The sequence below is a fragment of the Thermoanaerobaculia bacterium genome, assembly GCA_018057705.1.
GTDB lineage: Bacteria > Acidobacteriota > Thermoanaerobaculia > Multivoradales > JAGPDF01 > JAGPDF01.
This window is the reverse complement of record JAGPDF010000029.1, coordinates 20,022-43,188: the sequence shown is the minus strand read 5'-3', so window position 1 is coordinate 43,188 and position 23,167 is coordinate 20,022. Positions and strand designations below refer to the sequence as shown.

Genomic DNA, 23,167 nt, shown 5'->3' with positions numbered 1-23,167 from the left:
CCCTAACGCCGGCGAGCTTCTCGGACGGCCTCGTCGAGGGCGTGCAGGAAGCGCGACCGATCCTGCGGCGCGAACGGCTTTGGACCGCCGGAGATCGTCCCCAGCTCGCGCAGCCCGGCCATCAACTCGCGGGTCGCGAGCGCCGAGCCGATGCCCTCTTCGGTGAACGCCCGGCCGTCGGGCCCGAGCACCTGCGCGCCGGCCGCGAGACAGCGGGCGGCGAGCCGGATGTCGGCGGAGACGACGATGTCGTCCGGGCCGGCGCGTTCGGCGATCCAGTCGTCGACATCGTCGAGCTGGCCGCTCGCCACGACCTTCAACTCGATCGCCGCGGCGAGAGGTACCTGCATCCGGCTGTTCGCCACGACGACGACCGGCACGCCCAGCCGCCGCGCGACGCGATAAACCTCCTCCTTCACCGGACAGGCATCGGCATCGACCAGGATTCGCGGCATGGTAGGGCGAGAGTATCGCTCTGCGGACCCCGTGGCCGGGAGACTTCTACGTCGCGAAGGTCGAGAGGCGCACCGGTTGCCGGCGCGCGCCCCAGGTTCCGGGGCGCGCTTCGAACCTGCCCGGGATCTTCGTGCCGCAGGCGGCGCAGGCGCCCGAGTCGAGAGGACTCGCGAGGTTCCAGGCAGTGATCTCGTAGCCGTCGCGGCCGATGACGCGCGCGCCGCAGCCCGGGCACCAGGTCGAGCCGCCGGTCGCGTCGCGGACGTTGCCGGTGTAGACGTAGTGCAGTCCGTTCGCCAGCGCGATCTGCCGCGCCCGGGTGAGTGTCGCGGGCGGCGTGGGCCGGTGGTCGAGCATCCGGTAGTCGGGATGGAAGGCGGTGAAGTGGAGCGGCACGTCGGGGCCGAGTGCCTCCACGATCCAGCGCGACATGGCGTCGAGCTCGCCGTCGGAGTCGTTCTCGCCCGGAATGAGGAGGGTGGTGATCTCGAACCAGACGGAGGTCTCGTGCGCGAGGTAGACGAGCGTCTCCTTCACCGGCTCGAGATGCCCGTGGCAGATCTTCCTGTAGAACTCCTCGGTGAAGGCCTTCAAGTCGACGTTCGCCGCGTCGAGGTGGGCGTAGAGCTCGCGGCGCGGTTCGGGGCAGATGTAGCCGGCGGTCACCGCCACGGCCGCGATCCCCACGGCGTGACAGGCGTCGGCGACATCGATGGCGTACTCGAGAAAGACCGTCGGATCGTTGTAGGTGAACGCCATCGCGCGGCAGCCGAGCTCCTTCGCGGCGCGCGCGATCGTCTCCGGTGTCGCGGCGTCGGCGAGGGTGTCGGTCTCGCGTGACTTCGAGATGTCCCAGTTCTGGCAGAAATCGCAGGCCAGATTGCAGCCCGCGGTGCCGAACGAGAGGATCGGCGTGCCGGGCAGATAGTGGGCGAGCGGCTTCTTCTCGATCGGGTCGACGCAGAATCCCGACGAACGCCCCCAGCTCGCGAGCACGATCTCGCCGTTCGCGGCGGCGCGCACGAAGCAGAGCCCGCGCTGGCCGTCGCGCAACTTGCAGAAGCGCGGACAGACGTCGCACTGCGCGCGTCCGTCGTCCAGCCGGTGCCAGTATCGCGTGGGATGGCTGAAGGGGTTGGGAAACGAAGCCGCGAGGGGAGCGTCGGCCATGCCTCGAGGATACTCCTCTCCCCGGCATCTTTCCCGTACCGGCACTGCGCGGCCGATCGCGCTGCCGGGCGGCTCGCGAGCGAGCCTGCGCAAGCGGGGCGGCATCCGATAGATTGTGCGGCGTGCGCTACGGCCCCCATCGCTCGGCCCCTCGGTTCGCGTTTCTTCCCCTGCTCGGCGTTCTCCCCGCTCTGATCCTCGCCTGCGGCGCCGGGTCGGACGGGGCCCCCTTCACCGGTCCGCGGGGCCCGGAGACGTTCGACGCCTGCGCCCTCTTTCCGCCTTCGGAGGCTGCGGACGAGCTGCCCGATCGCGAAATCGGCCAGTTGAGCGGGCCGCTCGACGCGAGCTCGGGAGCGGAGTTCGCGCGCTGCGCCTACGGTCACGGACCCGGCGCGATCCTCGACGCGGCGCTCGAAGTCCGCCGGTTCGCGAGCCCAGCGACGGTGCGACGCAAGCTCGAGGCCGCGCTGCCGATGCTGCGGCGACTGTCCACCGGCGACCTCTCCGCAGTCTCCGGCGTGGGCGACATCGCCTGGTGGGCGGGCGGTGAGCTGCGGATGCTCAAAGTCGGCTGGCGCGATCTCGAGCTGACCGTGACTCTCCAGCCGGGTGGCGGGCCCGGGACTCCCCGCGCCGCCGCGGAACGGATCGCGAGTCGAGCCCTCTATCGTCTCGCCGGGGAGCCCGTCCCGGGAGCTCTCCTCCCGGCTCCACGAACGGTGACTCTCGGCGCTGCCAGGGAGGCGACGGCAGGGGAGCCCTGATCGTCGCAACGGTGCCCGAGGCTCAGCCTCTCTCGCCGGCTTCGGGAGGAGTATCCTCCAGACATGAAGGTCCGTCCTGCGGCCGTGGCCGGCAGTTTCTATCCGGCCGATCCACGCCGCCTCGAAGCCGAGGTCCGTGGCCATCTTGCGGCAGCCGCTCCGCCGCTCGGGTGGCGCCCGAAGGCGCTCATCGCGCCGCACGCCGGCTACGTCTACTCCGGCCCGGTGGCGGGCAGCGCCTTTCATCAGCTCGCGTCGGGGCGCGGCGAGATCGACCGCGTCGTGCTGCTCGGACCGTCGCATTTCGTGCCGTTCGCCGGCCTGGCGCTGCCGGTGGCCGAAGCGTTCGAGACGCCGCTGGGCGACGTGCCGGTCGCGGCCGACGCCGCGGTCCATCTCGCCTCTCTGCCGCAGGTCGTCGTTTCCGACCTGCCGCACGAACGCGAGCATGCGCTCGAGGTCGAGCTGCCGTTTCTCCAGGTCGCGCTCGAGCGCTTCGAGCTCGTGCCGCTCGTCGTCGGCGACGCCACCCCGGAAGAGGTGGCTGCGGTCCTCGATCGGCTCTGGGGCGGCGAGGAGACGCTGATCGTCGTCTCGACGGATCTGTCGCACTTCCTCGACGCTGCGACCGCCGCCGCGCGCGACCGGGCGACGGCCGACGCCATCGTCGCGCTCGACGTGGACGGCATTGCGGCCGGTGACGCCTGCGGAAGGAATCCGCTGCGCGGTCTGCTGCTCGCCGCGCGACGCCGCGGACTCACCGTCTCCGAGCTCGACCTGCGCAGCTCGGGCGACACCGCCGGCGGCCTGGCCGGAAAAGACCGGGTGGTCGGCTACGGAGCGTTCGCCCTTGCCTGAGTGGGACCTTTCGCCCGAGTCGCGCACCGCCCTCGCGACGATCGCCCGGCAGTCGGTGGTGGCGGCGGCGAGCGGCTGTCGCTACACCCCGCCGCGGGAGTGGATGGTGGGGCCACTCGCCGAGCCCGGCGCGAGCTTCGTCACGCTGCGCGCCGCAGGCGAGCTACGCGGCTGCATCGGTTCGATCCGGGCGCGGCGGGGGCTCGGGCTCGACGTCGCCGAGAACGGCCGCGCGGCCGCCCTGCGCGACCCGCGCTTCGATCCCGTCGAAGCCCACGAGCTCGCAGAGCTTTCGGTCGAGTTGACGCTCCTCCATCCGCCCGAGCCGCTCGCGGTCGGCGGACGCGCCGAACTGCTGGCGGCGCTCGTGCCCGGAGTCGACGGACTGGTGCTCGAGGAGGACGGGCATGGCGCGACCTTCCTGCCGGCGGTGTGGCAGCAGCTCCCCGATCCCGAATCGTTCGTCGCCCAGCTCGAGCGCAAGGCCGGACTCCGGCCAGGGAGCTGGTCGCCGGCCCGGCGCCTCTTCCGCTACCGCGCCGAGTCGATCGCGGTGGGGCCTGCTCTGGGAGGCGGCGAGGCGGCAGCGCCGCTTCCGGGCCGGGGTCGTCGCGGCTCGAGATGACGACCGAGCGGCAGGATTTCCCTCGACTCGAGCCTCGCCGTTTCGCGGCGCGCACGCTGCCGGCGCTTCTCGTGGCGACAGCGAGCCGCCAGCCGGAGCGGCGTTTTCTGCGTTTTCTCGAGCCGCCGGCCGGCGACGGCGGTGCGCTCGGCGCGCCGTGCACGCTGTCGCGCGGCGCGTTCGCGGCCGGAGTGGGACGGGCGGCCCGGCTTCTGCGCTCGGTCGGTGTCGGGCCGGGCTTGCGCGTCCTCCTGCTGGCCGAGAACTCACCGGAGTGGCAGATGGTGGCGCTGGGCACGCAGTTGCTGCGCGCCGAGCCGGCGGCGGTCTTCTCGAGCCTGGGGGCGGAGACCGTGGCCGGGATCGCGCGCCGGGTCGCGCCGCGGGTGATCTTCGTCTCGACCGCAGCGCAGTGGGAGAAGCTTCAGCCGGCCGCGCCGGAGCTCATCGCCGCCGGGCTTGCGGCGGTCATTACCGGCGCCCGCCTCGCGCCGGACTCGGTGCCGGCCGGTCTCCCGGTCGTTGCGCTCGCCTCTGCCGTCGGCGACGAGGCGCCCGGCCTCGCGCCGGAGGAGATGGCGGCGCTCGCCGCGGCGGTCGGGGAGGAGGACCCGTTTCTGCTCCTCTTCACCAGCGGCACCACCGGGCGGTCGAAGGGCGTGCGTCTTGCGCAGCGCGCGATGGTGCACGCGCTCGACGCCGGTCAGGCCTCCGTGGCGACCACCGGGGACGATGTCGGTCTCCACTTCCTGCCCTTCGGGCATATCGCCGGGCACGCCCAGTTCACCCTCGCCCTGGCGCAGGGGCATGAGTTGATCATGGTGGCCCGGCGGGAAGAGCTCGAGCCCGGCCTCGCTCTCGCCCCGACCTACTTCTTCTCCGTGCCCCTGGTCTACGAGCGCATGCGCGACGGGGTCGAGGCGAAGATCGCCGCGCTCCCGCCCCCCTTGCGGTGGGCGGTGCGCCGGGCGCTCGCAGCCGCCGCGCGCCGGCGTCTCGACGGCTCGCGGCGGATCGGGGACGCTCTCGGCACGCGTCTCGCCGACCGGCTCGTCGGTCGCGCCCTGCGCGCCCGGCTGGGTGGCCGGGTACGCGGCCTGTTTGCCGGCGGCGCGCCGGCCCCGCCGGCGCTCTTCCGGTTCTTCGAGAGTCTCGGCATCCCCCTGGTCGAGCTCTACGGGATGAGCGAGACGGCGGGGATGATCTCCTCGAACCTGCTCGCCGGTCCGCGGCGGCAGGGTTGCGCCGGCCGGATCACAGCCGATCACGAGGTGCACTTCGGCGCCGACGGCGAGCTTGAGGTGCGTGGTCCGCTGTTGCTCTCCGGTTTCCTCGAGCCAGAGGACGGAGCGGAGGTCTGGACCGCGGATGGCTTCTTCCGCACCGGCGACCTCGGACGGGTCGACGAAGCGGGTTTCCTCTACATCGAGGGACGCTGCAAGAGCCTGATCATGCTCTCCACAGGCAAGAAGCTCTCGCCGGAGCCGATCGAGCTGGCGCTCGCCTCGACGGCGCCGTTCCATGGCGCCGTGCTGTTCGGAGAGGGCCGGCCGTTCGTGGCCGCGGCGGTCTTCGTGGATCGCGCCGAGCTCGCCCGGATCGCCGCGGCCGGCGAGGACGCGGCCACGGCGCTCCTGCCGCGGGCCCGCGCCGGGCTCGCCGCCTTCTCCGACTTCGAGAAGCCGAAGAAGCTCCTCGTTCTCCCCGGCACGCCGCAGGACTACCCGGAGCTGCTCACCCCGACCCTCAAGATCAAACGCGCCGCCCTGCTCGCCGCCCACGCTGCCGCGGTCGCCGCGCTCTTCGGGCAGCCCTAGACCTCAACCGATGCTGGCGCGTCCGTCCGGCGCGTGGCCGCCGACAGACGGGAAAGAAGCTCACGACGCCTCCGGCTAGGGTGGGCGCGGGGCGGTGGATCGGCTCGACTCGAGAGCCAGGAGTGCGGACCGGTTGCCGGCGAAGTCGGGGCTCGAGCGCGCGAGCTCGCGGCGCAGGGCGAGCGCTTCGTCGAACGCTCGCGCCGCCGCAGCGGGATTGCCGCGGCTCTGCTCGATCTCGGCCAGGGTCGCGAGGCTCGCCGCGAGCGAATCCTGCCAGCGTGCGTTGCCCGGATCGAGGCGGACGAGAGCCCGGCGGCGCTCGATCGCGAGGGCGATCTCGCCCACCGCTTCTTGAGGTCGCCCGAGCGCCTGCAGCGTCCTGCCGGTTTCGAACCGCGATTCGGCGGCGTCCTCGAGCGCCCGTGCGTCGTCCGGCTCCTCAGCGAGCAGCGCCTCGCGGAGCTCGGTCGCACCGCGGTGCTGGGCGAGCGCGGCCGGCGCGCGTCCGAGAGCGGCGAAGTCGACGCCCAGGCGCGAGAGATCCGTGCCCAGGTCGCGGCGAACTTCGGCGTCGGCGGGGGAGCGGCCGGCGAGCTCCTGGTCGATCGCCAGCGACGCTTTGTGGTGAGCGAGAGCGAGCGGCCACTCCTGGCGTTCGGCCGCAGCGTCGCCGAGCCTCTGCTCGACGACGCCGGACTGGCGGATCGCGAGCGTCGAGCCCGGGTCGGCAGCGCGAATCGCGACCACCTCGCCGCGCGCCTCGCGATACTCGCCCGCGGCGGCGGCGATGTCGCCGAGCTCCCAGAGGTCGTCGCCGATCGCGATCCGCGCCTGAACCCGCTCGAGCCGCTCTTCGGTGCCAGGCGGGTCGGCGGCGAGATAGAGCGCCAGCGCCTCCCGATGGTGCGCGAGCGCCGCGGCGCTCGCGCCGCGGGCTGCGAGCACGGTGCCCAGGCGGACGCTCAGTCGGGCGAAGGCGAGATCGGCGGCGCCCGGCGCCGCCGCCCGGCGCGCGCGCCGCCGCAGCTCGAGGGCCCGTTCGAGGCTGGCGAGCGCATCGCCGGTTCGTCCCTCGCTCGGCCAGCCGGGCATCCCCTGGATCTCCGCCGTGCGCTCGTAGGCAGTGGCCAGCTCGACCAGCAGCTCCGGCTCGTCGCCCGCTTCGCGCGCCAGGTCATCGAGGTACTCGAGCGCCGTAGCGACCAGGAGGCGCCGGGTCGCCATGCCGCCCGCGACATTCTCGAGCGTCGCGTGAACTTCGAAGAGGGCGGTGTTCGCCAGCCGGCGCACGTCGGCGAAGCGGCGCTCGGCGCGCGCGCGCTCCGCCTCCGCGATCTGCGCCTGGCGCCAGGTGGCGGCCACCCCGGCAGCGAGGGTGAGTGCGATCAGACCGGCGGCAGCGACCGCCGCGCGGTGCCGACGCGCGAACTTCGCGAGGCGATAGGCGCGCGCCCCTTCGCGGGCGACGACGGGGCGGTTCTCGAGAAAGCGGACGAGATCGTCGCCGAGCGCCATCGCGCCTGGATAGCGCCGATCGGGCTCGCGACGCAGTGCGCGAAGCACCACCTTGTCGAGATCGCCTGCCACCCGCCGCGCGAGTCGGCGGCGGGCGCGCGGCGACCCGTCCTCGAGCGGCGCGCGCCGCGGATCGGCCGCGGCGAGCCGCGCGCTCGGTGGCGTGCGCGTCTCGCGCTCGAGCTCGACGACGGAGAGCGCCGAGTCGGAAGCGGCGCTCCGGGTCGGCTCCCCGGTAACCAGCTCCCAGATCAGGAGACCGAGCGCATGGACGTCGGTCGCGGTGGTTACCGGCTCGCCGGCGAGCTGCTCGGGTGCGGCGTAGCGCCGGGTCAGCATCCTCGCGCCGGTCCGCGTCGCATCGTCGTCGTCGCTGCCGAGGAGCTTGGCAATCCCGAAATCGAGGAGCTTCGCCTGCCCGGCCGCGGTGACGAGGATGTTCGACGGCTTGAGGTCGCGATGGACCACCAGATTGCGGTGGGCGAAATCGACCGCCGTGACGACCTCGAGCACCAGTCGCAGGCGATCCTCGAGCGCGAGGCGGCGCTCGGCGCACCATTCGGTGATGGGTTGGCCGAGGACGAGCTCGAGGGCGAAGTAGGGGCGTCCGTCCGGCGCCAGACCACCATCGACCAGTTGCGCGATGCCGGGGTGATCGAGGCGCGCCAGGATCCGCCGCTCGGCGAGGAAACGCGCCACGATCTCGTCGCTGTCGAGCCCGCGCTTGAGGAGCTTCAGCGCGACCCGGCGCTCGAAAGCGCCGTCGGCGCGCTCGGCGAGGAAGACCTCGCCCATGCCGCCGCGACCGAGCGGCGAGAGAATCCGCCACGGGCCGATCCGCTCGCCGTGGCGATCGCTCGGCAACCCGGACTCGCGCTCCTCCTCGGCCAGCCAGGCGGCGGCGGCAGCGAGCGGGTCGCCAAGCGTGGCGTCGGGCAGGCGGTCGGCGGCGAGCAGGCGGCGGACGCGTGTCGCGAGCGCGGCATCCGCGAGCGCGGCGAGTCGCACGTTGCGCTCGCGCTCGTCGAGCTCGACCAGCAGGTCGAAGAGCTCCCGGGCGGCGCGCAACTGGTCGAGCTCGCTGTCGTCGATCACGCGCCGGGCCCGGCAGGCGGCCCCGGGCCGAGCTCCTCGAGGAGGAGAGCACGGGCGGCGCGGAAGCGCCGCTTGAGAGTGCGCTCGGGGGTGCCGGTCAACTCGCGGATCTCCTCGAGCGAGAGACCGGCGAAGAATCGGAGCTCGACGATCTGCTCGAGCTCCGGATCGATCCGGGCGAGGCGCGAGATCGCCTGGTCGAGGGCGAGGACCTCTTCGGGAGTCGCGGTCCGTGCCGACTCGAGGCCGGAGAGCGCCACGACGGGGGCGCCGCCGCCGCGCTTGTCGGCACCGCGGGCACGCGCCGCGTCGACCACGATCTGGCGCATGGCGCGCGCCGAGATCGACAGGAAGTGCTCGCGATCGCGCGCCGACCACTCGTGGTCGCGCGAGAGCTTGAGATACGCCTCGTGCACCAGGGCCGTGGTCGAGAGCGTCGGATTGCGCACATGGGCCGCGAGGAGTCGATGCGACATCCCGCGGAGCTTCTCGTAGAGCAGGGCGAACAGCGCATCGAGCGCCTCCTTGCTGCCGCCGTCGGCTTCGCGCAGGAGCCGCGTGACGGCCCCCCGGTCCCGTCCTTCGACCTCTTCCATGATCGCCGCGCATGTTACGGCCGAATGGGACCGCGGGGCGAACGGCGGCTGGGGGGGGGCGCGATCTCGGAGGGCGGCGATCAGGGAAGGGTCGCGGTCCAGTGCGTTGTGAGACCGCTCTCGAAGCCGTCGGCGAAGAGGCTCGGGCCGCAGAGGAGCTCGACGTCGTCGATCTGCGCGAAGCCGCCGTCTGAAGTCCCGGCAGTGGTCGTGTGGTGCCAGAAAGTGAGCTCGAGCGGCAAGTTGTTGGTGAAAAGCGAGAGGTCGAGGTCGACCGAGCTCCCGGGCCCGCCCGGAGCGCCGTGACTCGTCTGCCAGAGGAGCATCGAGAAGAACGGAATCTGTTCGTACCGGGCACCGAAGGCGAGGAAGTCGCCGGACGCGCCGGACTGGAAGTTGGCGCGCAGGCGCACTGTCACCGAACCCTGTCCGGCGAGCGCGAGCGGCAGGCGCAGCAACGCTTCGGCCTCCGCCGAGAGGTAGTGCACGTTCGTGACGCAGCCGGAGGCTCCCGCGCCCCCGGTGACGTTCATGCCGCAGTAGAACTGGTCGCCGTCGACCGCGGACTGAACCCAGACCTCGCCGCTGCCGGCGCCCAGATCGCTGCTCCAGTCGAGCGGCAGATCGGGTTGCGTCTGTCCGCTGCCGAAGCCCTGCGGACCCGTGTTGCAGCCGCCCGAAGCCAGCACCAGGTTGCGGAAGTCGGCCACGTCGACGGTCGAACAGGCCGGCAGGCAGCCGGCCTGGGCACCGTCGCGGTAGAGCAGCAGGAAGAGGGCGAAGCGCTCGCCCGCGCCGGCCCTGAGCGGCGACGTGCCGTCGAGCGGAATCGCCGCCTCCCAGGTCACCCCTTCGGGCCGCGCGGTGGAACTTGAGCTCACCCGGTCGTCCAACGCCTGCGCTGGACAGTACGTCCCCGCCGCATACTCCCGGAAGGTGATCGACGGGCTCGACGGCCCCGATGGCGCGTCGACGATCTGCAGCATCCCCTCGCCGTACTCCGCCGCCTGGTGGCACGCGAGACCGGCCCAGCTGCCGTCGTCGAGCACCGGCGCCGTTCCTCCTTCGTCGTCGAACAGGAGAACGAGCCCATCGTCCTCTCCGAGCTCGACGTCTCCGGCATCGAGCACCGCGAGGTAGAGCGTCCGGGAATCGTTGCCGATCCGCACCGAGACGCCGTTGCCGAGCTCGACGAGCCGCGCCTCGTTCCACTCCGCCGCCGCGATCTCGCCGTCGATCGCGGGCGCCCGGCTCATCCACTGCGAAACCAGCCGCCCGGTGCCGGCCGTGGCGGACGCGGGAAGCGCCGGAAGAGCCGCCAGCCCGAGAGCGAGGATTGCCGCACCCCGCGAGGTCACTGCGGACACTCCGGATTCGCCGGGCAGACCGCGGGCAGGGGAGGTTTCGGCAGGACCTGATTGCAGAACAACACGTCGTCGAAGGTGTTGCCGGTCATGAAGTCGACCTGGGCTCCGGTCCAGGCGCGAAAGACGCCGTGCGTGCTCGAGCGCGAGATCGTCGAGTGGGTCAGGAACGAGCTTCCGGGCGGACTGAAGATCTTGAGCGCGCCCGAAGTCTCCGGAAACGCCGCCGGCGGACAGCCGAACCCGGCATCGCCGCCGTTGTCCCCCGCGGCATCGATCTGCACGTGGTCGAGGACGTTGCCGGCTGCGAGCGCACCGAAGAAGGTGATCCCCTCCCAGCTCCCCGCGACCGGCGCGCCGCCGGCGCCAGTGAACAGGATCGGCGCTGCCGCAGTACCCGCTGCGACGAGGCGGCCGGTGGCGACCGGGCTGCCGCTCGTCCCGACGAACAGGCCGCCGATGTTCGACCCGGCGCTGTAGAAGCGGATCTCGACGCCGGGGTCGATGGTGAGCGTCGCAAGAGCCGGGTTGCCATCGACGACGATCAGACCGAAGGCGCCGGCCGGGCCACCGACCTGATAGGGAACTCCCCGCGCGTGAAAAGCGTCGTCGACCGCAACCGCGGAGTCGCCCTCGCCGATGACCTGGATCTGGTCGCTGGCGTTGCCGGTGTAGCTTCCGACCGGCAGCGACCCGACGGTGTTGAGCGACATGCGAACCGGGAACGGGGCGGTCGGGTCCGTCGCTCCCGCGCCCAGGACCACGAGGTCGCGCGACCCGTCGGCGAAGGCGGCGCGGCGGATGAGCCGGACGCCGTAGCTGGTCGAGCCGATGACCTTGACGTGGTCGACGAAGAGCGGTTGCGCGGCGGGAAGGGTATCGACGCCTTCGGCGACGATCGAGGCGCCGGCGGCGCCGCCCCCGGAGAGGTCGAGAAAGGAGAGCGTCGCCGTCCCCGGGCTCTTCACCCAGATCGAATCCCAGGGCGATGCGGCGACGTCACGCAGGAACCGGATGCGCTGCAGGGGGGTTCCGACAGCCGTCAGGGTCCCCTGGACCGTGAGGTCGAATCCCGGACGAACGCGCACCTCGGCGCACGGCGCGATGGTGAGCGTGACACCCGGCGGCACCAGGACGTTCGAGGTCAGGACGTGCGGACTGGCGTTGGCCGTCCAGGTCTCGTTCGAGAGGATCGAGCTGGCGTGCAGCGTCGGTCCGCCCGTGGGCGTCGGACAGGGGTTCGCCGTCGTGTCGCTCCATCCCGCGGAGTCGCCGCTTTCGAAGCCGTTCGAGAAGATCTCTTCGAAGAGCGCGAAGACCTGGGCTCGATCTCCTCGGCCGACGAAGCCGAGCGCCAGCGAGTCCGGCCGGAAGGCGAAGCGCGCGCCGCCGTCGGACGGCCCGAGGTCGCTGCTGACGAGGCGCGGCGCGCCGCCGGCGGCCGGAGTCCAGAAGAGCCGGCGCGGCCCGCCGTCCGCCAGCACGGTGAAGGCGAGCGCGCGCGCGTCGGGGCTGAGCGCGAACTCCCCGACGCGCTCGCCAGGTGCGAGTGACCCCGACAGACGGCGGGCGGTCCCGCCCGAGCGCGGGAGGCTCCAGAGTTCCTCCGGACCGCCGTGCTCGTCGGCGGCGAGGAAGAAGAGCACCTCGGCAGCGTCGCTCTTGGCCTGTGCATCCGGCGAAAGGGCGAGCGCCAGCCATGGCTCCCAGGGTGCCAATGGCTCCGGGGAGTCGGCAGTAGGGGCGGCGGCGCGCGCCGTCGCGGTCGGTCCCGGAACGAGGAAGAGGGCGAGTGCCGGCAGTGCAGCGAGCGAAGAGAAGCGCATGGTGGGACTCCTTGTGCCCACCGCTACGTATCGATCACCCCCCAGGGGCCACTTCGAGCGCGCTGAGGAAACCCTGGGTTGGTCCGCGAGCCGATCTCTTGGTACTTTCGCCCGGCGATGCGCCGATTCCCCCACCTCTCGCGCCGCCGGCCTCTCGGGTCCGGTGACGGGGCGCGCGCCTTGCCGGTAGCGCCAGTCCCTGCCGCTGTCGGGAACGCGCCGCGCGGCCGGCGGGGCTTGCGGCTCGTCGTGCTCATGGCGCTCGCCGCGGGGATCGGTTTCGGACTCGAGCGGGCGGGACTCCTCGACTGGCGCGCCGGCGTCGCTCTGGCTCAGGGGCATGTCGACAGCTGGTGGCTCGCCCCGCTGGTCGCCCTGGTGACCGCGGTGCTCTTCGCGGCCGGTCTGCCCGGCTCGGCGATGGTCTTCGTCGCCGGGATTCTCTTTGCGCCTTTGATCGCCGCCCCGACGTTCGTCGTCGGAGGCGTCGTCGGCGCGATGGGCGCCTACTCGTTGGCGCGTGCTGCTGGCCGGAGCGGCGAGCGTGAGGCAGGTGACGGCCGCCTGCTGCGGCTGCTCGCCCGGCGGAGCGACTTCGCGACGCTCCTCGCCGTGCGGGTGGCGCCGAGCTTCCCGCACACGGCGATCAACTTCGCCTCGGGGCTCCTGGGGATCCCGCGCGGCAGGTTCCTGGCCAGCACCGCGCTCGGTCTGGCGATCAAGGGGACCCTCTACGTCAACGTCATCCATCAGGCGGCCGGGGCGGCGACGATGGCGGAGGTGATCACCTGGCGTACCCTGGCGCCGCTCGCCGGTCTGGCCCTTCTCCTGCTCCTCGCACCCCCGCTGCTGCGCCGGCTTCGCGGCGGTCTGGAAACGCCGGAAACGCAGCCGCCGCCCGTGCCGGTCGCTGTCCCGGTCGAGCCGGCCTGAGGCGGGTTCCCCGCGCCTGCCTCCCGCGCCGGCCGCTCAGGCCCAGACGTAGCCGGCTTCGAGGCGGTAGGCGATCGTCACCATCGGGACGTCGCGAGGATCCTCGGGCCTCGCACCCGGGTCCATGAGGCCGCCGTTCGGCGAGCTTCCGATGGCGCCCCAGCTGGTGAGGACTTCGTGCCCGGCGACCTCCCGGAGCCGCGAGCCCTGGAGGCCGGGGCGAAAGGTCGTCGAAGAGCCCGAGATGACGCTGGTGTTCGCCTTCACCAGGGTCACCGCATCTTCTGCTATCGAACTGGCGAGCCGGAACTTGAACAGCCCGTCTTCGGGTGTATCGAGTACCGGACCTTCGCGGACCGCGATCGAACCCAGATCCAGGCCGCCAGCGGTGAACTCGCTCGCGCGGCCGAGATACTCGAGGACGGCCTCCCGGTAGGTTTCGGGAAGGTCCGGAGCGAACAGGACGGTCATCGTGCGGCTGCGCTCGCCGGCGGTGAGATTGCGGCTCGACAGCCGCACCAGCCCGCTGCTGGAACCGAGGAAGACCCCGCGCACCCGGTCGTACAGGAACGGGTCCCGGCGGGGGATCAGGAAGAGCTCCGGGCCGATGACATCGATCGGCGTCGCCGTGCGCGTCCCGTAGCCGTCCGCGATCACCCGGATGGTGCTGCCCCGAACGGTCTCGAAGGCGAACCGCCCTTCGCCGTCGACGCCGGTCCAGGCCGGGAGGAAACGGCCGTCGGTGTAGGCGATGATGACGCCGCCATGGACGGCTTCGCGGTCGACGGCGCCGAGCAGCCGGCTGGCGATCCGCACCGGTTCCGGCTCGACCGGCCCCCGGCCGTCGCAGCCCGAGACGCAGCCGGTCGCCATGGCGCCGGCGGCGAAGCCCAGCAGCCGGAGGCACTCACGTCGGTCACAGCGCAGCCCGACGGCCGATTGGCGACGGTTTCGCATGCGGTCCGTCCTTCGCCCGGTCAACCTTGCCGGGGTGACTCCTGAGTACCACGCCGGCCCGCCGCCGAGGCCGCCCGTTCGGAGGGGCCGGCCCGCAGAAACGAACGGCGACCCCAAGACGAGGCGGTCGAGCGCTTGCGGGACTGAGTTGCACTGCCGTCGATCGCGGCGAAGACCGTCGGGCTCTGCTTCATGTACGACGTCAAGCAGTCCGATCCCGCCGAGTGGACGTCGCCGCCGCTCGAAGCGCGGATGGTGGAGAAGCCCGGGCTCGGGCGGTCGGTCGCCGCTGGCGCTTTCTTGCTAGATTGCGGGCTCGGCGTCGCCGCCGCGTCGGCGGACCGTTGCCGGAGGATCTCGCTACGTGAACCTCGTCCATTCCATCGGCCGCACCCCGGCGATCGCGCTCGAACGGTTCGGGCACGATCCCCTGACGCCCCATCGCGATCCGGAGCGCGAGCGGGCCGAAGGCCATGCGGTCAATTTCGTCTGTTCGGGCTCGTTTCGCGTGCGGATCGGCCAAGCCTGGCAAACGGTCACCCCCGACCGCCTTTTCGTGACGCGTCCTGGACTCGAGTTCTCTTGCGCCCACGACGAGGAGTATCCCGAAGACGAGTGCCTGAGCGTGCTCTACCGCGATTCGACGATCGAGAGCCTGCGCTCGGCGGGTGCCGCCGCCATCACCGCCACGCCTGCCGGGATCGCCCCGGTCCTCGAGTTGACCAACCGCCGCGCGTACCTGCGGCACAGTCTCGCGGTGAGTCCGCCAGGTGAGGCGGCGCGGCTCGAAGCGCTCGCGGGCGCACTCTGGTGGACCCTCGGCGCGGCTCCCGGCCGCCGCCCCCTCTACCGCGCGCATCAACTCTCCTGGTACGCGGCGCGGATCGACCGCGCCAAGGAGATGATGCGGACGGCCTTCGCCGAGCCGCTGTCGCTCTCGCATCTGGCGCGCGAGGTCGGGATGAGCCTCTATCCGTTTGCGCGTGTCTTCGCCGAGCTCGAAGGCGAGACGCCGCACCGATTCCTCGTCGGCGTGCGCCTGCGCGAGGCCGCCCGGCGGCTGCGCGAGGGCGGCCAGGTGACGCAGGTCTGCTTCGCGGTCGGATTCGGCTCGCTGAGCCACTTCTCGACGACTTTTCGCAGCGAGTTCGGAGTCTCCCCATCAGAGTTTCGAACGGCACCGGCGAGGCCGCCGGCCTTCGTACTCGCCAAGGCTGAGCTGCCGTCGCCCGCAGGCAACGGGCGCCGCAGCTAGGCCGTCGCGTCCGGACCGGAGATCAGGTCGTCCAGGGCGGCAGGAACGCTTCGCCCCCCGGCATGGCGGCTTTGCCGCCGACCGGCAGCGCCGCGATCGCCTCGAACGGTTCGTCGCCGTGGTTGGCGAGCGAGAAAGTCTCGCCGGCGGCGACCACCAGAGCATCGCCGGCGGAGAAACTATGCTCGACGCCGCCCAGGACGACGGTCGCGTGTCCGGCCAGGGCGACGAAGATCTCCTCGCGGTCGACCGAGTGCAGTGCACCAGGAGCGCCCGGAGCCAGTGTCAGGCGCCAGACGCTCGTTTCACGGGCGCCGCGGCTGGGAGCGGCGAGACCCGTGACGTCGAGGCCCGGCAAGTTGAAGCGCGGAGCGGAGGAAGCGCGAATGATCGTCATGGAGTTATACTAAACCATGGTTGCACAAAAGCTCAAGCCCGAAAGCCGTGCCGATTTCGGAATCCTCCTGGGCCTCGCCTACCAGGCCTTCGTCGATCAGCTGCGCGCCGATCTGGAGCGCCGCGGCTTCGCCGACCTGACGCCCACGGTGGGCTACGTCGTGCGCGCGATCGCCGCGAGCGCGGAGCCGCCGAGCCAGCGCGACCTCGCTGCACACCTGGGCATCACCGACCAGGGTGCGGGCAAGATCGTCAACGATCTGGTAGCGCGGGGTTTCGTCACCCGACGGCCGAGCCCTCGCGATACCCGAGCCAACGCCATCCAACTGGCAGCGCGCGGCCGGAAACTGCTCGCGGCCGCTCGCCGCTTCCACGCCCGGTTCGAGACCGCCCTCGCCAGCGAGGTCGGCGCCGACGCCGACGTGACGCGACGAGTGCTCACCGCCATCGCGGCCGCCGCCGACGACAGCGCGGCCGGCCGCCTGCGGGCCACCTGAAGCCAGTTCGGACTAGCGGGCCCTGAGGAGTGCCAACACGGCCTCGATCGACCGGGCGCGAGACTCGACTCCGCCGAGACCGAGCCGCCGGGCCTCGACGGCGACGTCCTGGGCAGTGGCCGCAGCGCGCTGCGGACCGTCGGCGGCAAGCTGGAGCGCAGCGAGCTCGAGTCGAGCGTCGAGCTCCTCGAGCTTTCGTCCAGCGGCCCGGGCTTCCCGGATGACCTGCTCGAAATCGCGGCGGCTGTCGTCGAACTGCCGCGCGGCCGCAGCGAGGCCTCCGCGGGCGAGCAGATAAGCCGATCGCACATCGACGGCGGGGGAACGGCTGTCGTCGGGCAACGTCGCGAAGAGCTCCCACGCCTCCGCTGCGCGCCCCTCGCCGAGCGCCGCCCGCACCCTTATGGCTCGCGCGAGGACGACCATCCGGCTGCCTTCCGCTCCCGCCGACAGGCGCTCGGGAGAGCCCAGCGAAGCGCTCTCGGCGGCGGTGAAGTTCGCCCCGCGTACCTCCGCTGCCGCTTCGGCTGCGCCGCACTCTGCAGCGGCGTCGAGCTCGCCCCCCTCCGTGAACAGCCGTCGAGCTTCGGCGAAGCGCTCTCTCGCCTCGACAAACTGCCCGCGCGCCGCGTGAGCGCGGGCCTCGAGCTCGATCGCCAGGGCGAGCGCGAGCGCCTCACCAGCGCTCTCGGAGGCGCTCCGCAGGAGACCCACGAGAGGTTCGACGGCCTCCAGATTGCCGCGTTCGAGCTCCAGCTCGCCCGAGAGGTGAAGCAGATACTTCAGCTGGCCGCTGCCACTGGCCGGCTGCAGAAGGGCGAGCGCCTCCTCGCGCAGCGGCTCGGCCTCGCCGCCACGGCCCTGCTGCGCCAGTGCGCGCGCCAGCTGGGCGAGCGCCTCGCCGAGCTGGCGTCGGTTCGGGCCCGCGCGGCGAGCTTCCACCAACCCGCGCAGGCGGATCTCAGCGAGGTCGGGTCGGCCCCGCACCATCTGTACGCACGCCAGGTTGAAGATCATGGTTCCGGGAAAGTTGTCGGCAGTTTGCGCTTCGGCGATCGCGCGCTCGAGGAGTTGCTCGCCGCGATCGAGCTCGCCGCGCTGCAACTGCTCGATCGCGAGGTCGTTCAGCACGCGCGACTGCGAGGCATGATCGGAGGTGGTCTCGAAGTCGCGCAAGGCCATCTCCATCTCGCGCCCGGCTTCGGAGCGCCGTCCGAGAGTCGCGAGCAGCCGGCCGCGAGAGGCGCGGATCTGTCCCAGAAGGTCGCCGCGCCCGGCGAGCAAGGCTCGGTCTCGCGCGCGCGTCAGATGGACCAGCGCGCGATGCGGTTCGTTCTGGTTGGAGGCGAGTTGCGCCTCCACGTAGTCGATCAGCGGATGCTGCTCCTGTCCCGGAATCTGGCGCAGGCTGGCGAGCACCAGACGGGCCTGTTCGAAACTCTGGTCGCGCAGCAGCCGCAGGGAGAGGGCCGATCCGGTCTCCACGTCCTCAGGGGTCTCGGCGAACCGGCGACGGAGGTCCTCGACCTCGAGGGACCCGAGCTCGGAGAAGGGAAACGGGCGAGGCGACGGAGGCTCGGCGGGCGCGCCGCCGCGGGACAGGGCGAAGGCGACGGCGACGGAGGCGACGAGAAGTGCCGCGCCCACGGCCAGTTGGTGGCGATGGCGTCGCGCGAATCGGGTCAGACGATAGCGCCAACCACCGCGCCGCGCCGCCACGGGTCGCCCGTCGAGGAAGCGGCGCAGGTCGCTCGCCAGCTCGTTGGCGTCGCGGTAGCGCTCGGTCGGCACTTTGCGCAGTGCCTTGAGGCAGATCGCGTCGAGGTCGCGCGCGAGTTCGCCCGACCAGGCCGTTGCGGAGTCGGTCGTGGCGTCGAGCCCTCCGGACATCGCAAACCGACGCGCGACGCTCGACGGCGCCTCGGGATCGGTTTCGAGCACCGCGCGCTCGAAGCGCGAGCGCTCGGACTCGATCTCGGCGAACGGGCGCCGGCCGACGAGGAGCTCATAGAGGATCGCTCCCAGCGAGTAGACGTCCGAGGCGGGCGTCGCCGATTCGCCGCGGAACTGCTCAGGGCTGGCGTAGGCGGGCGTCAAGGCGCGAGCGTCCGTGCGTGTCGCCGCTCGACCCCCTCCCGGCTCAGGGTCGACGAGCTTCGAGATGCCGAAGTCGAGCAGCCGCGGTCGCCCGGCGCGGTCGATGAGGAGATGATCCGGCTTGAGGTCGCGATGGACGATGCCGCGGTCATGGGCGAAGCTGATCGCGTCGAGCGCTTCGACAAAGCTCTCGACGCGCGCCCGGACGGAAAGCGAATGCGCGCGACACCAGGAGAGGAGATCGTCGCCGTCGACGTGCTCGAGCGCCAGGAACCAGACGCCGTCGTCCGTTCTGCCACCGTGGAGGAATCGGGCGATTCCCGGATGCTCGAGCGAGGAGAGGATCCGTACCTCGTCGCGGAAGCGGCGGATCGCGCCATCGTCGAAAGGCGCGCGGTCGAGGACCTTGACGGCAAGGGTGCGTGCGAAGAGATCGGTTCTCTCCTCGGCGAGGTAGACGCGTGCCATGCCGCCGCGACCGAGCTCGCGAACGATGCTGTAGGGGCCGATCCGCGCCGGAATTGCGCCGGCGCCTTCACCGCTCTCATCGAGCTCGCGCCAGGGAGATCGATCGATCGGTGAGGCCTGCTCGGTCAGATTCTCGAGCAGACGCGCGAGACCTTCGCCGAGCTCCCGGTTCTCCCCCAGGGTCCGTTCGAGCAGCGCGCGGCGCGCCACCTCGTCGAGATCGAGCGCGCGAGCGAAAAGGTCGGGAAGGGATTCTGGAGGCGCCAACATGATCTTCCGGATCACCCACGGTGCGCTGCCACCGTGGCGCTCTCCGGTCCATCAAGCTAGCTGATCCAGAGGGATCGGTGCTTGCGGAATCTTGCTCATCTCGAGCCTCGCCCCTGCTGTGGGGCGGCTCAGGTCGCGGGCGGCCCGCCCGCGAGCTCGGCCCGCAGCCAGACACGGGCGAACTGCCAATCGCGCTTGACCGTGGCCGGGGAGATCTCGAGGACGTCGGCGATCTCCTCGATCTCCAGATCCGCGAAATAGCGCATCTCGACCACCCGCGCCTGCCGGGGATGGTCCTCCGCAAGGCGGGAAAGCGCGCGATCCAGATCGAGCAGATCCAGGTCGGGCAGATGCACGGAAGTGATCGAGAGGGCTGCGTGCTCGCCCGGAAGCTGGCGTTTCTGGGCGTTCCGGGCGCGGGCGTAGTCGACCAGGATCCGCCGCATCATCGTCGCCGCGAGGCCGAAGAAGTGGGCGCGATCCCGCCAATCGACGCGCTGCTGGTCGAGCAGGCGGAGAAAGGCCTCGTTGACCAGCGCTGTGGTCTGCAGGGTGTGGGCGGCGCGCTCCCGGCGCAGCTGCGAAGCGGCGATCTTCTTCAACGCGCCGTAGATCTTCGCCAGCAGCTCTTCGGAGGCGTCGGCGCCGCCGGCGCGCCAGGCGCGCAGCAGGTCCGTGATGTCGACGGCGGAGCGCGCCGGGCGGTTCATGGAGGCGGATTCTACTCTCGAAGGAGAGGGGCGTCTCTCGCCTGCCGCCGGGCCTTGCGCCGAGCCGCGCTCGCGCGCGGTGAGCCGCGGCGGTGGACCGCTGCGCGTAACCGGTCATGAACAAGAACTCCATGCACCCGCGATTCGTCCGACTTCTAGCCCCAGCGATCGCCGGCTCCATCGCGATCCTGGCGCTCTCTCCGGCCCTCGCGCAGGGTCGGCACACCATCGGTCTTCAAGCCAAGTACGCGCAGCTCTGGCTCGAAGAGGGGGTCGATCCGCACAATCCAGGGAACTCCGACAGGTTCGGCAGCGCGCTCGCGGCCGGCGATTTCAACGGCGACGGTTTCGCCGATCTCGCTTCGGGGGCGCCGGGGAACGCCTGCGACCCGCAGGAGATTCGCTGTGGCGCGGTGCAGGTGCGCATGGGCGCGGCGTCGGCCGCGCTCACGAGCCGGATCGTGCTGTCTCCCGTGCCCAACAGCAATGACCCCGCAAACCAGGACGAAGGCTATGGGTCGGCGCTCGCCGCGGGCGATTTCAACGGCGATGGGCGCGACGATCTCGCCGTCGGCGTTCCCCGGAACCTCGTCCACGCAGGCGTCTCCCTGGTGCCGGCAGGGGGCCTGCAGCTGCACTTCGGTCTGCCGTCGGCGCTCCAACCGCTGCAAGCGATCGCCACGTACTCCTTCGCGGAGGGTGCGCTCGGCGTTCTCCCTGGAACTCCCTCGGCGTCGGAGGGGTTCGGCCACGCCGTCGCCTTCGGTGACTTCAACGGCGACCTCAAGGACGATCTCGCGGTCGGCATCCCTTACGACCGCAATCTCTGCGGCGCGACGCCGTGCGCGGCCGGCGCGGTGATGGTGATCGATCTCGACGACAACCTGAGTCTCGGCGGGTACCCGATGAGCCTCGGCCGGCAGGGGCTCCCGGGGCTCCCGGCGGCAAACGACGAATACGGCTATGCGGTGGCGGCCGGCGACTTCGATGGCGACGGCTACGCCGACCTCGCGACCGGCATCCCGCAGCGCGACGGTGTGGGCGCCGTGCTGGTGGTCTATGGGAGTGAGTTCTCGCTCCTCTTCGGCGACCACCAGTTGCTGGATCAGGGGAGCTTCGGCGAGTTGCCGGAGGTGGGCGACGGCTTCGGCCGGACGCTGTCCGCAGGAGACTTCAATCACGATGGGTACGCCGACCTGGCGATGGGTGCCCCGGGCGAAGACCTCGCCGGCGCCGGCCAGTTCAACGTCGGTCTGGTGATCGTGAGCTACGGCTCCGCCGGCGGTCTCCGCCTCGATGGGGCGCCGTGGCTCTCCGAAGACGGGATCTTCGGCAGCGGCTCGGAGAGCGAGGATCGCTTCGGTTCGGCGCTCACCGCTGGTGACTGGAACGGCGACGGGAAGACGGACCTCGCCATCGGCGCGGCTGGCGAGAGCGGTATGGCCGGCGCCGGGAGCGGCGCCGTGACGGTGATCCTGGGGCGTGAGTCCGGGCTCGCGGGGAGCCCCTCGCGGCAACTCTCGCCCGGCAACTCCCCCATCGGCATGATCGCCGAGCGCCCGGGGGAGACGGACGTGTTCGCGAGCTTCGGCGCGGAGCTCGCCGCCGGCGACTTCGACGGCAACGGCTTCGCTGACCTGGCCATCGGCGCGCCCGAACGACAGCTCGCGCCGAGCATCTCGGTCGGCGCGGTCGGCGTCGTCTACGGCCAGTTCTTCCTCGATGGCTTCGACAGCGGCGACGCGCTCGAGTGGTCGGGGGTGACCCAGTGAACGCGCGGTGGAAGGACGTGCGATCCGGATGGAGTGGGGCTCGGAGGACGGCTCGTGCGCGGCGGGCCTTCCGCCTTCGCCACTTGGTGGTGCCGATTGCGGCTGGGCTCGCGATACTTCTGTGCGTCCTCGGCGCCTCCTCGGCGCTGGCCCAGGGCCGCCACTCGATCGGCCTCTCGGCCAAGGGCGCTCAGCTCTGGCTCGAAGAGGGGAGCTATCCCCACAGTCCGGGGAGCTCCGACGGTCTCGGTGCCTCTCTCGCCGTCGGTGACTTCAACGGCGACGGCTTCGACGACCTCGCTGCGGGTATCCCGGCCAACCCTTGCGATCCGGTGAACTTGCGCTGCGGTTCGGCGCAGGTCCGCCTCGGGTCGCCCGCCACGCCGCTCGCGAACCGGGTGGTGCTCTCGCCGGTGGCCAACCCGCTCGATCTCGCGCAGGCGGAGGAGCGCTATGGCCACGCTCTCGCCGCCGGCGACTGGAACGGCGACGGGTTCGACGACCTTGCCGTGGGCGTCCCCTTCAACTTCGTGCCGACGACCGGCTCCTTGGTCCAGGCGGGAGCGGTACAGCTCCACTTGGGGAGGCCGGCGGGCAGCGGGACGCTCCAACCCATCGCCGAACACTCGTTCTCGAAGGCTCCGGGCTCGGGACTTCCCGGTTTTCCCTCTGCGTTCGAGCTGTTCGGTTTCGCGGTCGCCTTCGGCGACTTCAACGGCGACCAGAAGGACGACCTCGCTGTCGGCATTCCCTACAGTCGAGGTGGATGCGGTCCAGCTCCCTGCCGATCCGGGTCGGTGATGGTGATCGACCTCAACGATGCGGGCGAGGTCGGAGGCTACTCGATGTTCCTCGGCGCCCCGGGGCTTCCCGGCGCGCAGGCCGACCAGGACCAGGTCGGCTGGGCAGTGGCCACCGGCGACTTCAACGGCGACGGCTACGACGACCTCGCGACCGGCATTCCTCACCGTGACGGATGGGGTGCAGTTCTGGTGGTCTACGGCAGCCCGTTCTCCCTGCTCTTCGCCGAGCACCAGTTCTTTTTCCAGGGCAGCTTCGGCGAGACGGCGGAGGCCGGAGACGAGTTCGGCAAGACCCTCGCCGCCGGTGATTTCAACCACGACGGTTACGACGATCTGGCGATGGGGGCTCCGGGAGAGGATGGCGCCGGCCCGGATCGAATCGACTCCGGCGAGGTCATCGTCAGCTACGGCTCCACCGCGGGCCTGCTGACCGAGCAAGCGCCATGGCTGACCGAAGACGGCATCTTCGGCAGCGGCTCGGAGGCGGGCGATCGCTTCGGCTCGGCGCTCACCGCCGGCGACTTCGACGCCGACGGCTACGACGATCTCGTCGTCGGAATGGCCGGCGAGGACACTGCCTCTGCGGGAGAATCGAGCGGCGCAGCGGTGCTCATTCGCGGCGCCTTCCTCGGACTGGTGGGAAGTCCGGCGCGGCATCTCTTGCCCCACCTCTACCCCTGGGGGCTCATCGCCGAGCGTCCGGGCGAGTCGGACGAGCACGCCGGATTCGGCGCAGCGCTCGCGACGGGAGACTTCGACGGCAACGGCTTCGACGACCTGGCATTAGGAGCCCCGGGTCGCGATCTCCTGCCGGCTACCGCCGTGGGCGCCGTCGCCGTGGTCTACGGTCAGCTCTTCGTCGACGGTTTCGAGAGCGCGGACGCGCTCGAGTGGTCGGCGGTGGCGCCGTGACGGCT

Annotated in this window: 19 protein-coding genes; 9 read left to right on the top strand and 10 right to left on the bottom strand. The window is 71.5% G+C overall.

The window, feature by feature from the left end:
* Window positions 1–2: 2 nt before the first annotated feature.
* A complete protein-coding gene (locus tag KBI44_11090) occupies window positions 3–455 on the bottom strand; it encodes a YaiI/YqxD family protein (protein ID MBP9145020.1) in 453 nt (150 codons plus the stop codon).
* Window positions 456–501: 46 nt separating this feature from the next.
* Window positions 502–1,626, bottom strand: coding sequence for an AmmeMemoRadiSam system radical SAM enzyme (amrS, locus tag KBI44_11085; GenBank protein MBP9145019.1), 1,125 nt, complete (start codon window positions 1,624–1,626; stop codon window positions 502–504).
* Window positions 1,627–1,748: 122 nt separating this feature from the next.
* Between amrS and KBI44_11080 the strand changes: the two genes are divergently transcribed.
* From KBI44_11080 to KBI44_11065, 4 genes are all read left to right on the top strand, one after another.
* Window positions 1,749–2,393, top strand: coding sequence for a hypothetical protein (locus tag KBI44_11080; GenBank protein ID MBP9145018.1), 645 nt, complete (start codon window positions 1,749–1,751; stop codon window positions 2,391–2,393).
* A gap of 63 nt (window positions 2,394–2,456) precedes the next feature.
* Window positions 2,457–3,251 carry an AmmeMemoRadiSam system protein B gene (gene amrB, locus KBI44_11075; GenBank protein MBP9145017.1) on the top strand — a complete coding sequence of 265 codons (795 nt, stop codon included), beginning with the start codon at window positions 2,457–2,459 and terminating at the stop codon, window positions 3,249–3,251.
* Window positions 3,244–3,876, top strand: coding sequence for an AmmeMemoRadiSam system protein A (amrA, locus tag KBI44_11070; GenBank protein MBP9145016.1), 633 nt, complete (start codon window positions 3,244–3,246; stop codon window positions 3,874–3,876). Before amrB ends, amrA begins: the two co-directional genes overlap by 8 nt.
* Entirely contained in the window at window positions 3,873–5,693 is a 1,821-nt protein-coding gene (locus tag KBI44_11065) for an AMP-binding protein (protein MBP9145015.1), read from the top strand. The genes amrA and KBI44_11065 overlap by 4 nt, the downstream gene beginning before the upstream one ends.
* A gap of 75 nt (window positions 5,694–5,768) precedes the next feature.
* Here the strand turns inward: KBI44_11065 and KBI44_11060 are convergent, their stop codons facing one another.
* The 4 genes from KBI44_11060 to KBI44_11045 all read right to left on the bottom strand — a co-directional run bounded on the left by KBI44_11060 (window position 5,769) and on the right by KBI44_11045 (window position 12,092).
* A complete protein-coding gene (locus tag KBI44_11060; protein ID MBP9145014.1) occupies window positions 5,769–8,306 on the bottom strand; it encodes a serine/threonine protein kinase in 2,538 nt (845 codons plus the stop codon).
* The gene (locus KBI44_11055) at window positions 8,303–8,902 is read right to left on the bottom strand and encodes an RNA polymerase subunit sigma-70 (protein MBP9145013.1); all 600 of its coding nucleotides are present in this window, start codon (window positions 8,900–8,902) and stop codon (window positions 8,303–8,305) included. The genes KBI44_11060 and KBI44_11055 overlap by 4 nt, the downstream gene beginning before the upstream one ends.
* An 80-nt stretch (window positions 8,903–8,982) precedes the next feature.
* A complete protein-coding gene (locus tag KBI44_11050) occupies window positions 8,983–10,260 on the bottom strand; it encodes a hypothetical protein (protein ID MBP9145012.1) in 1,278 nt (425 codons plus the stop codon).
* On the bottom strand, window positions 10,257–12,092 hold the full coding sequence (locus KBI44_11045; protein MBP9145011.1) for a hypothetical protein: 1,836 nt from the start codon (window positions 12,090–12,092) through the stop codon (window positions 10,257–10,259). The genes KBI44_11050 and KBI44_11045 overlap by 4 nt, the downstream gene beginning before the upstream one ends.
* Before the next feature lie 180 nt (window positions 12,093–12,272).
* On the opposite strand from KBI44_11045, the gene KBI44_11040 reads away from it, so the two are divergent.
* The gene (locus KBI44_11040; protein ID MBP9145010.1) at window positions 12,273–13,025 is read left to right on the top strand and encodes a VTT domain-containing protein; all 753 of its coding nucleotides are present in this window, start codon (window positions 12,273–12,275) and stop codon (window positions 13,023–13,025) included.
* 36 nt (window positions 13,026–13,061) lie between these two features.
* Here the strand turns inward: KBI44_11040 and KBI44_11035 are convergent, their stop codons facing one another.
* Window positions 13,062–13,982, bottom strand: a complete 921-nt coding sequence (locus KBI44_11035; GenBank protein MBP9145009.1) for a hypothetical protein — start codon at window positions 13,980–13,982, stop codon at window positions 13,062–13,064.
* A 364-nt stretch (window positions 13,983–14,346) separates the two neighbouring features.
* Between KBI44_11035 and KBI44_11030 the strand changes: the two genes are divergently transcribed.
* Window positions 14,347–15,237 carry a helix-turn-helix transcriptional regulator gene (locus tag KBI44_11030; GenBank protein MBP9145008.1) on the top strand — a complete coding sequence of 297 codons (891 nt, stop codon included), beginning with the start codon at window positions 14,347–14,349 and terminating at the stop codon, window positions 15,235–15,237.
* A gap of 22 nt (window positions 15,238–15,259) precedes the next feature.
* Here KBI44_11030 and KBI44_11025 read toward each other — a convergent pair whose 3' ends face one another.
* Entirely contained in the window at window positions 15,260–15,634 is a 375-nt protein-coding gene (locus KBI44_11025; GenBank protein MBP9145007.1) for a cupin domain-containing protein, read from the bottom strand.
* Window positions 15,635–15,650: 16 nt separating this feature from the next.
* Between KBI44_11025 and KBI44_11020 the strand changes: the two genes are divergently transcribed.
* Complete coding sequence (locus KBI44_11020; GenBank protein ID MBP9145006.1) at window positions 15,651–16,130, top strand: MarR family transcriptional regulator; 480 nt, start codon at window positions 15,651–15,653, stop codon at window positions 16,128–16,130.
* A 12-nt stretch (window positions 16,131–16,142) separates the two neighbouring features.
* Here KBI44_11020 and KBI44_11015 read toward each other — a convergent pair whose 3' ends face one another.
* The gene (locus KBI44_11015; protein MBP9145005.1) at window positions 16,143–18,965 is read right to left on the bottom strand and encodes a serine/threonine protein kinase; all 2,823 of its coding nucleotides are present in this window, start codon (window positions 18,963–18,965) and stop codon (window positions 16,143–16,145) included.
* Window positions 18,966–19,093: 128 nt separating this feature from the next.
* Window positions 19,094–19,675 (bottom strand): sigma-70 family RNA polymerase sigma factor, encoded by a 582-nt coding sequence (locus KBI44_11010; GenBank protein MBP9145004.1) that lies wholly within the window; start codon window positions 19,673–19,675, stop codon window positions 19,094–19,096.
* 116 nt (window positions 19,676–19,791) lie between these two features.
* On the opposite strand from KBI44_11010, the gene KBI44_11005 reads away from it, so the two are divergent.
* Together KBI44_11005 and KBI44_11000 are read left to right on the top strand one after the other, a co-directional pair.
* Complete coding sequence (locus KBI44_11005) at window positions 19,792–21,447, top strand: FG-GAP repeat protein (protein ID MBP9145003.1); 1,656 nt, start codon at window positions 19,792–19,794, stop codon at window positions 21,445–21,447.
* Between the two features lie 89 nt (window positions 21,448–21,536).
* Window positions 21,537–23,162 carry an FG-GAP repeat protein gene (locus KBI44_11000; GenBank protein MBP9145002.1) on the top strand — a complete coding sequence of 542 codons (1,626 nt, stop codon included), beginning with the start codon at window positions 21,537–21,539 and terminating at the stop codon, window positions 23,160–23,162.
* Window positions 23,163–23,167: the final 5 nt, after the last annotated feature.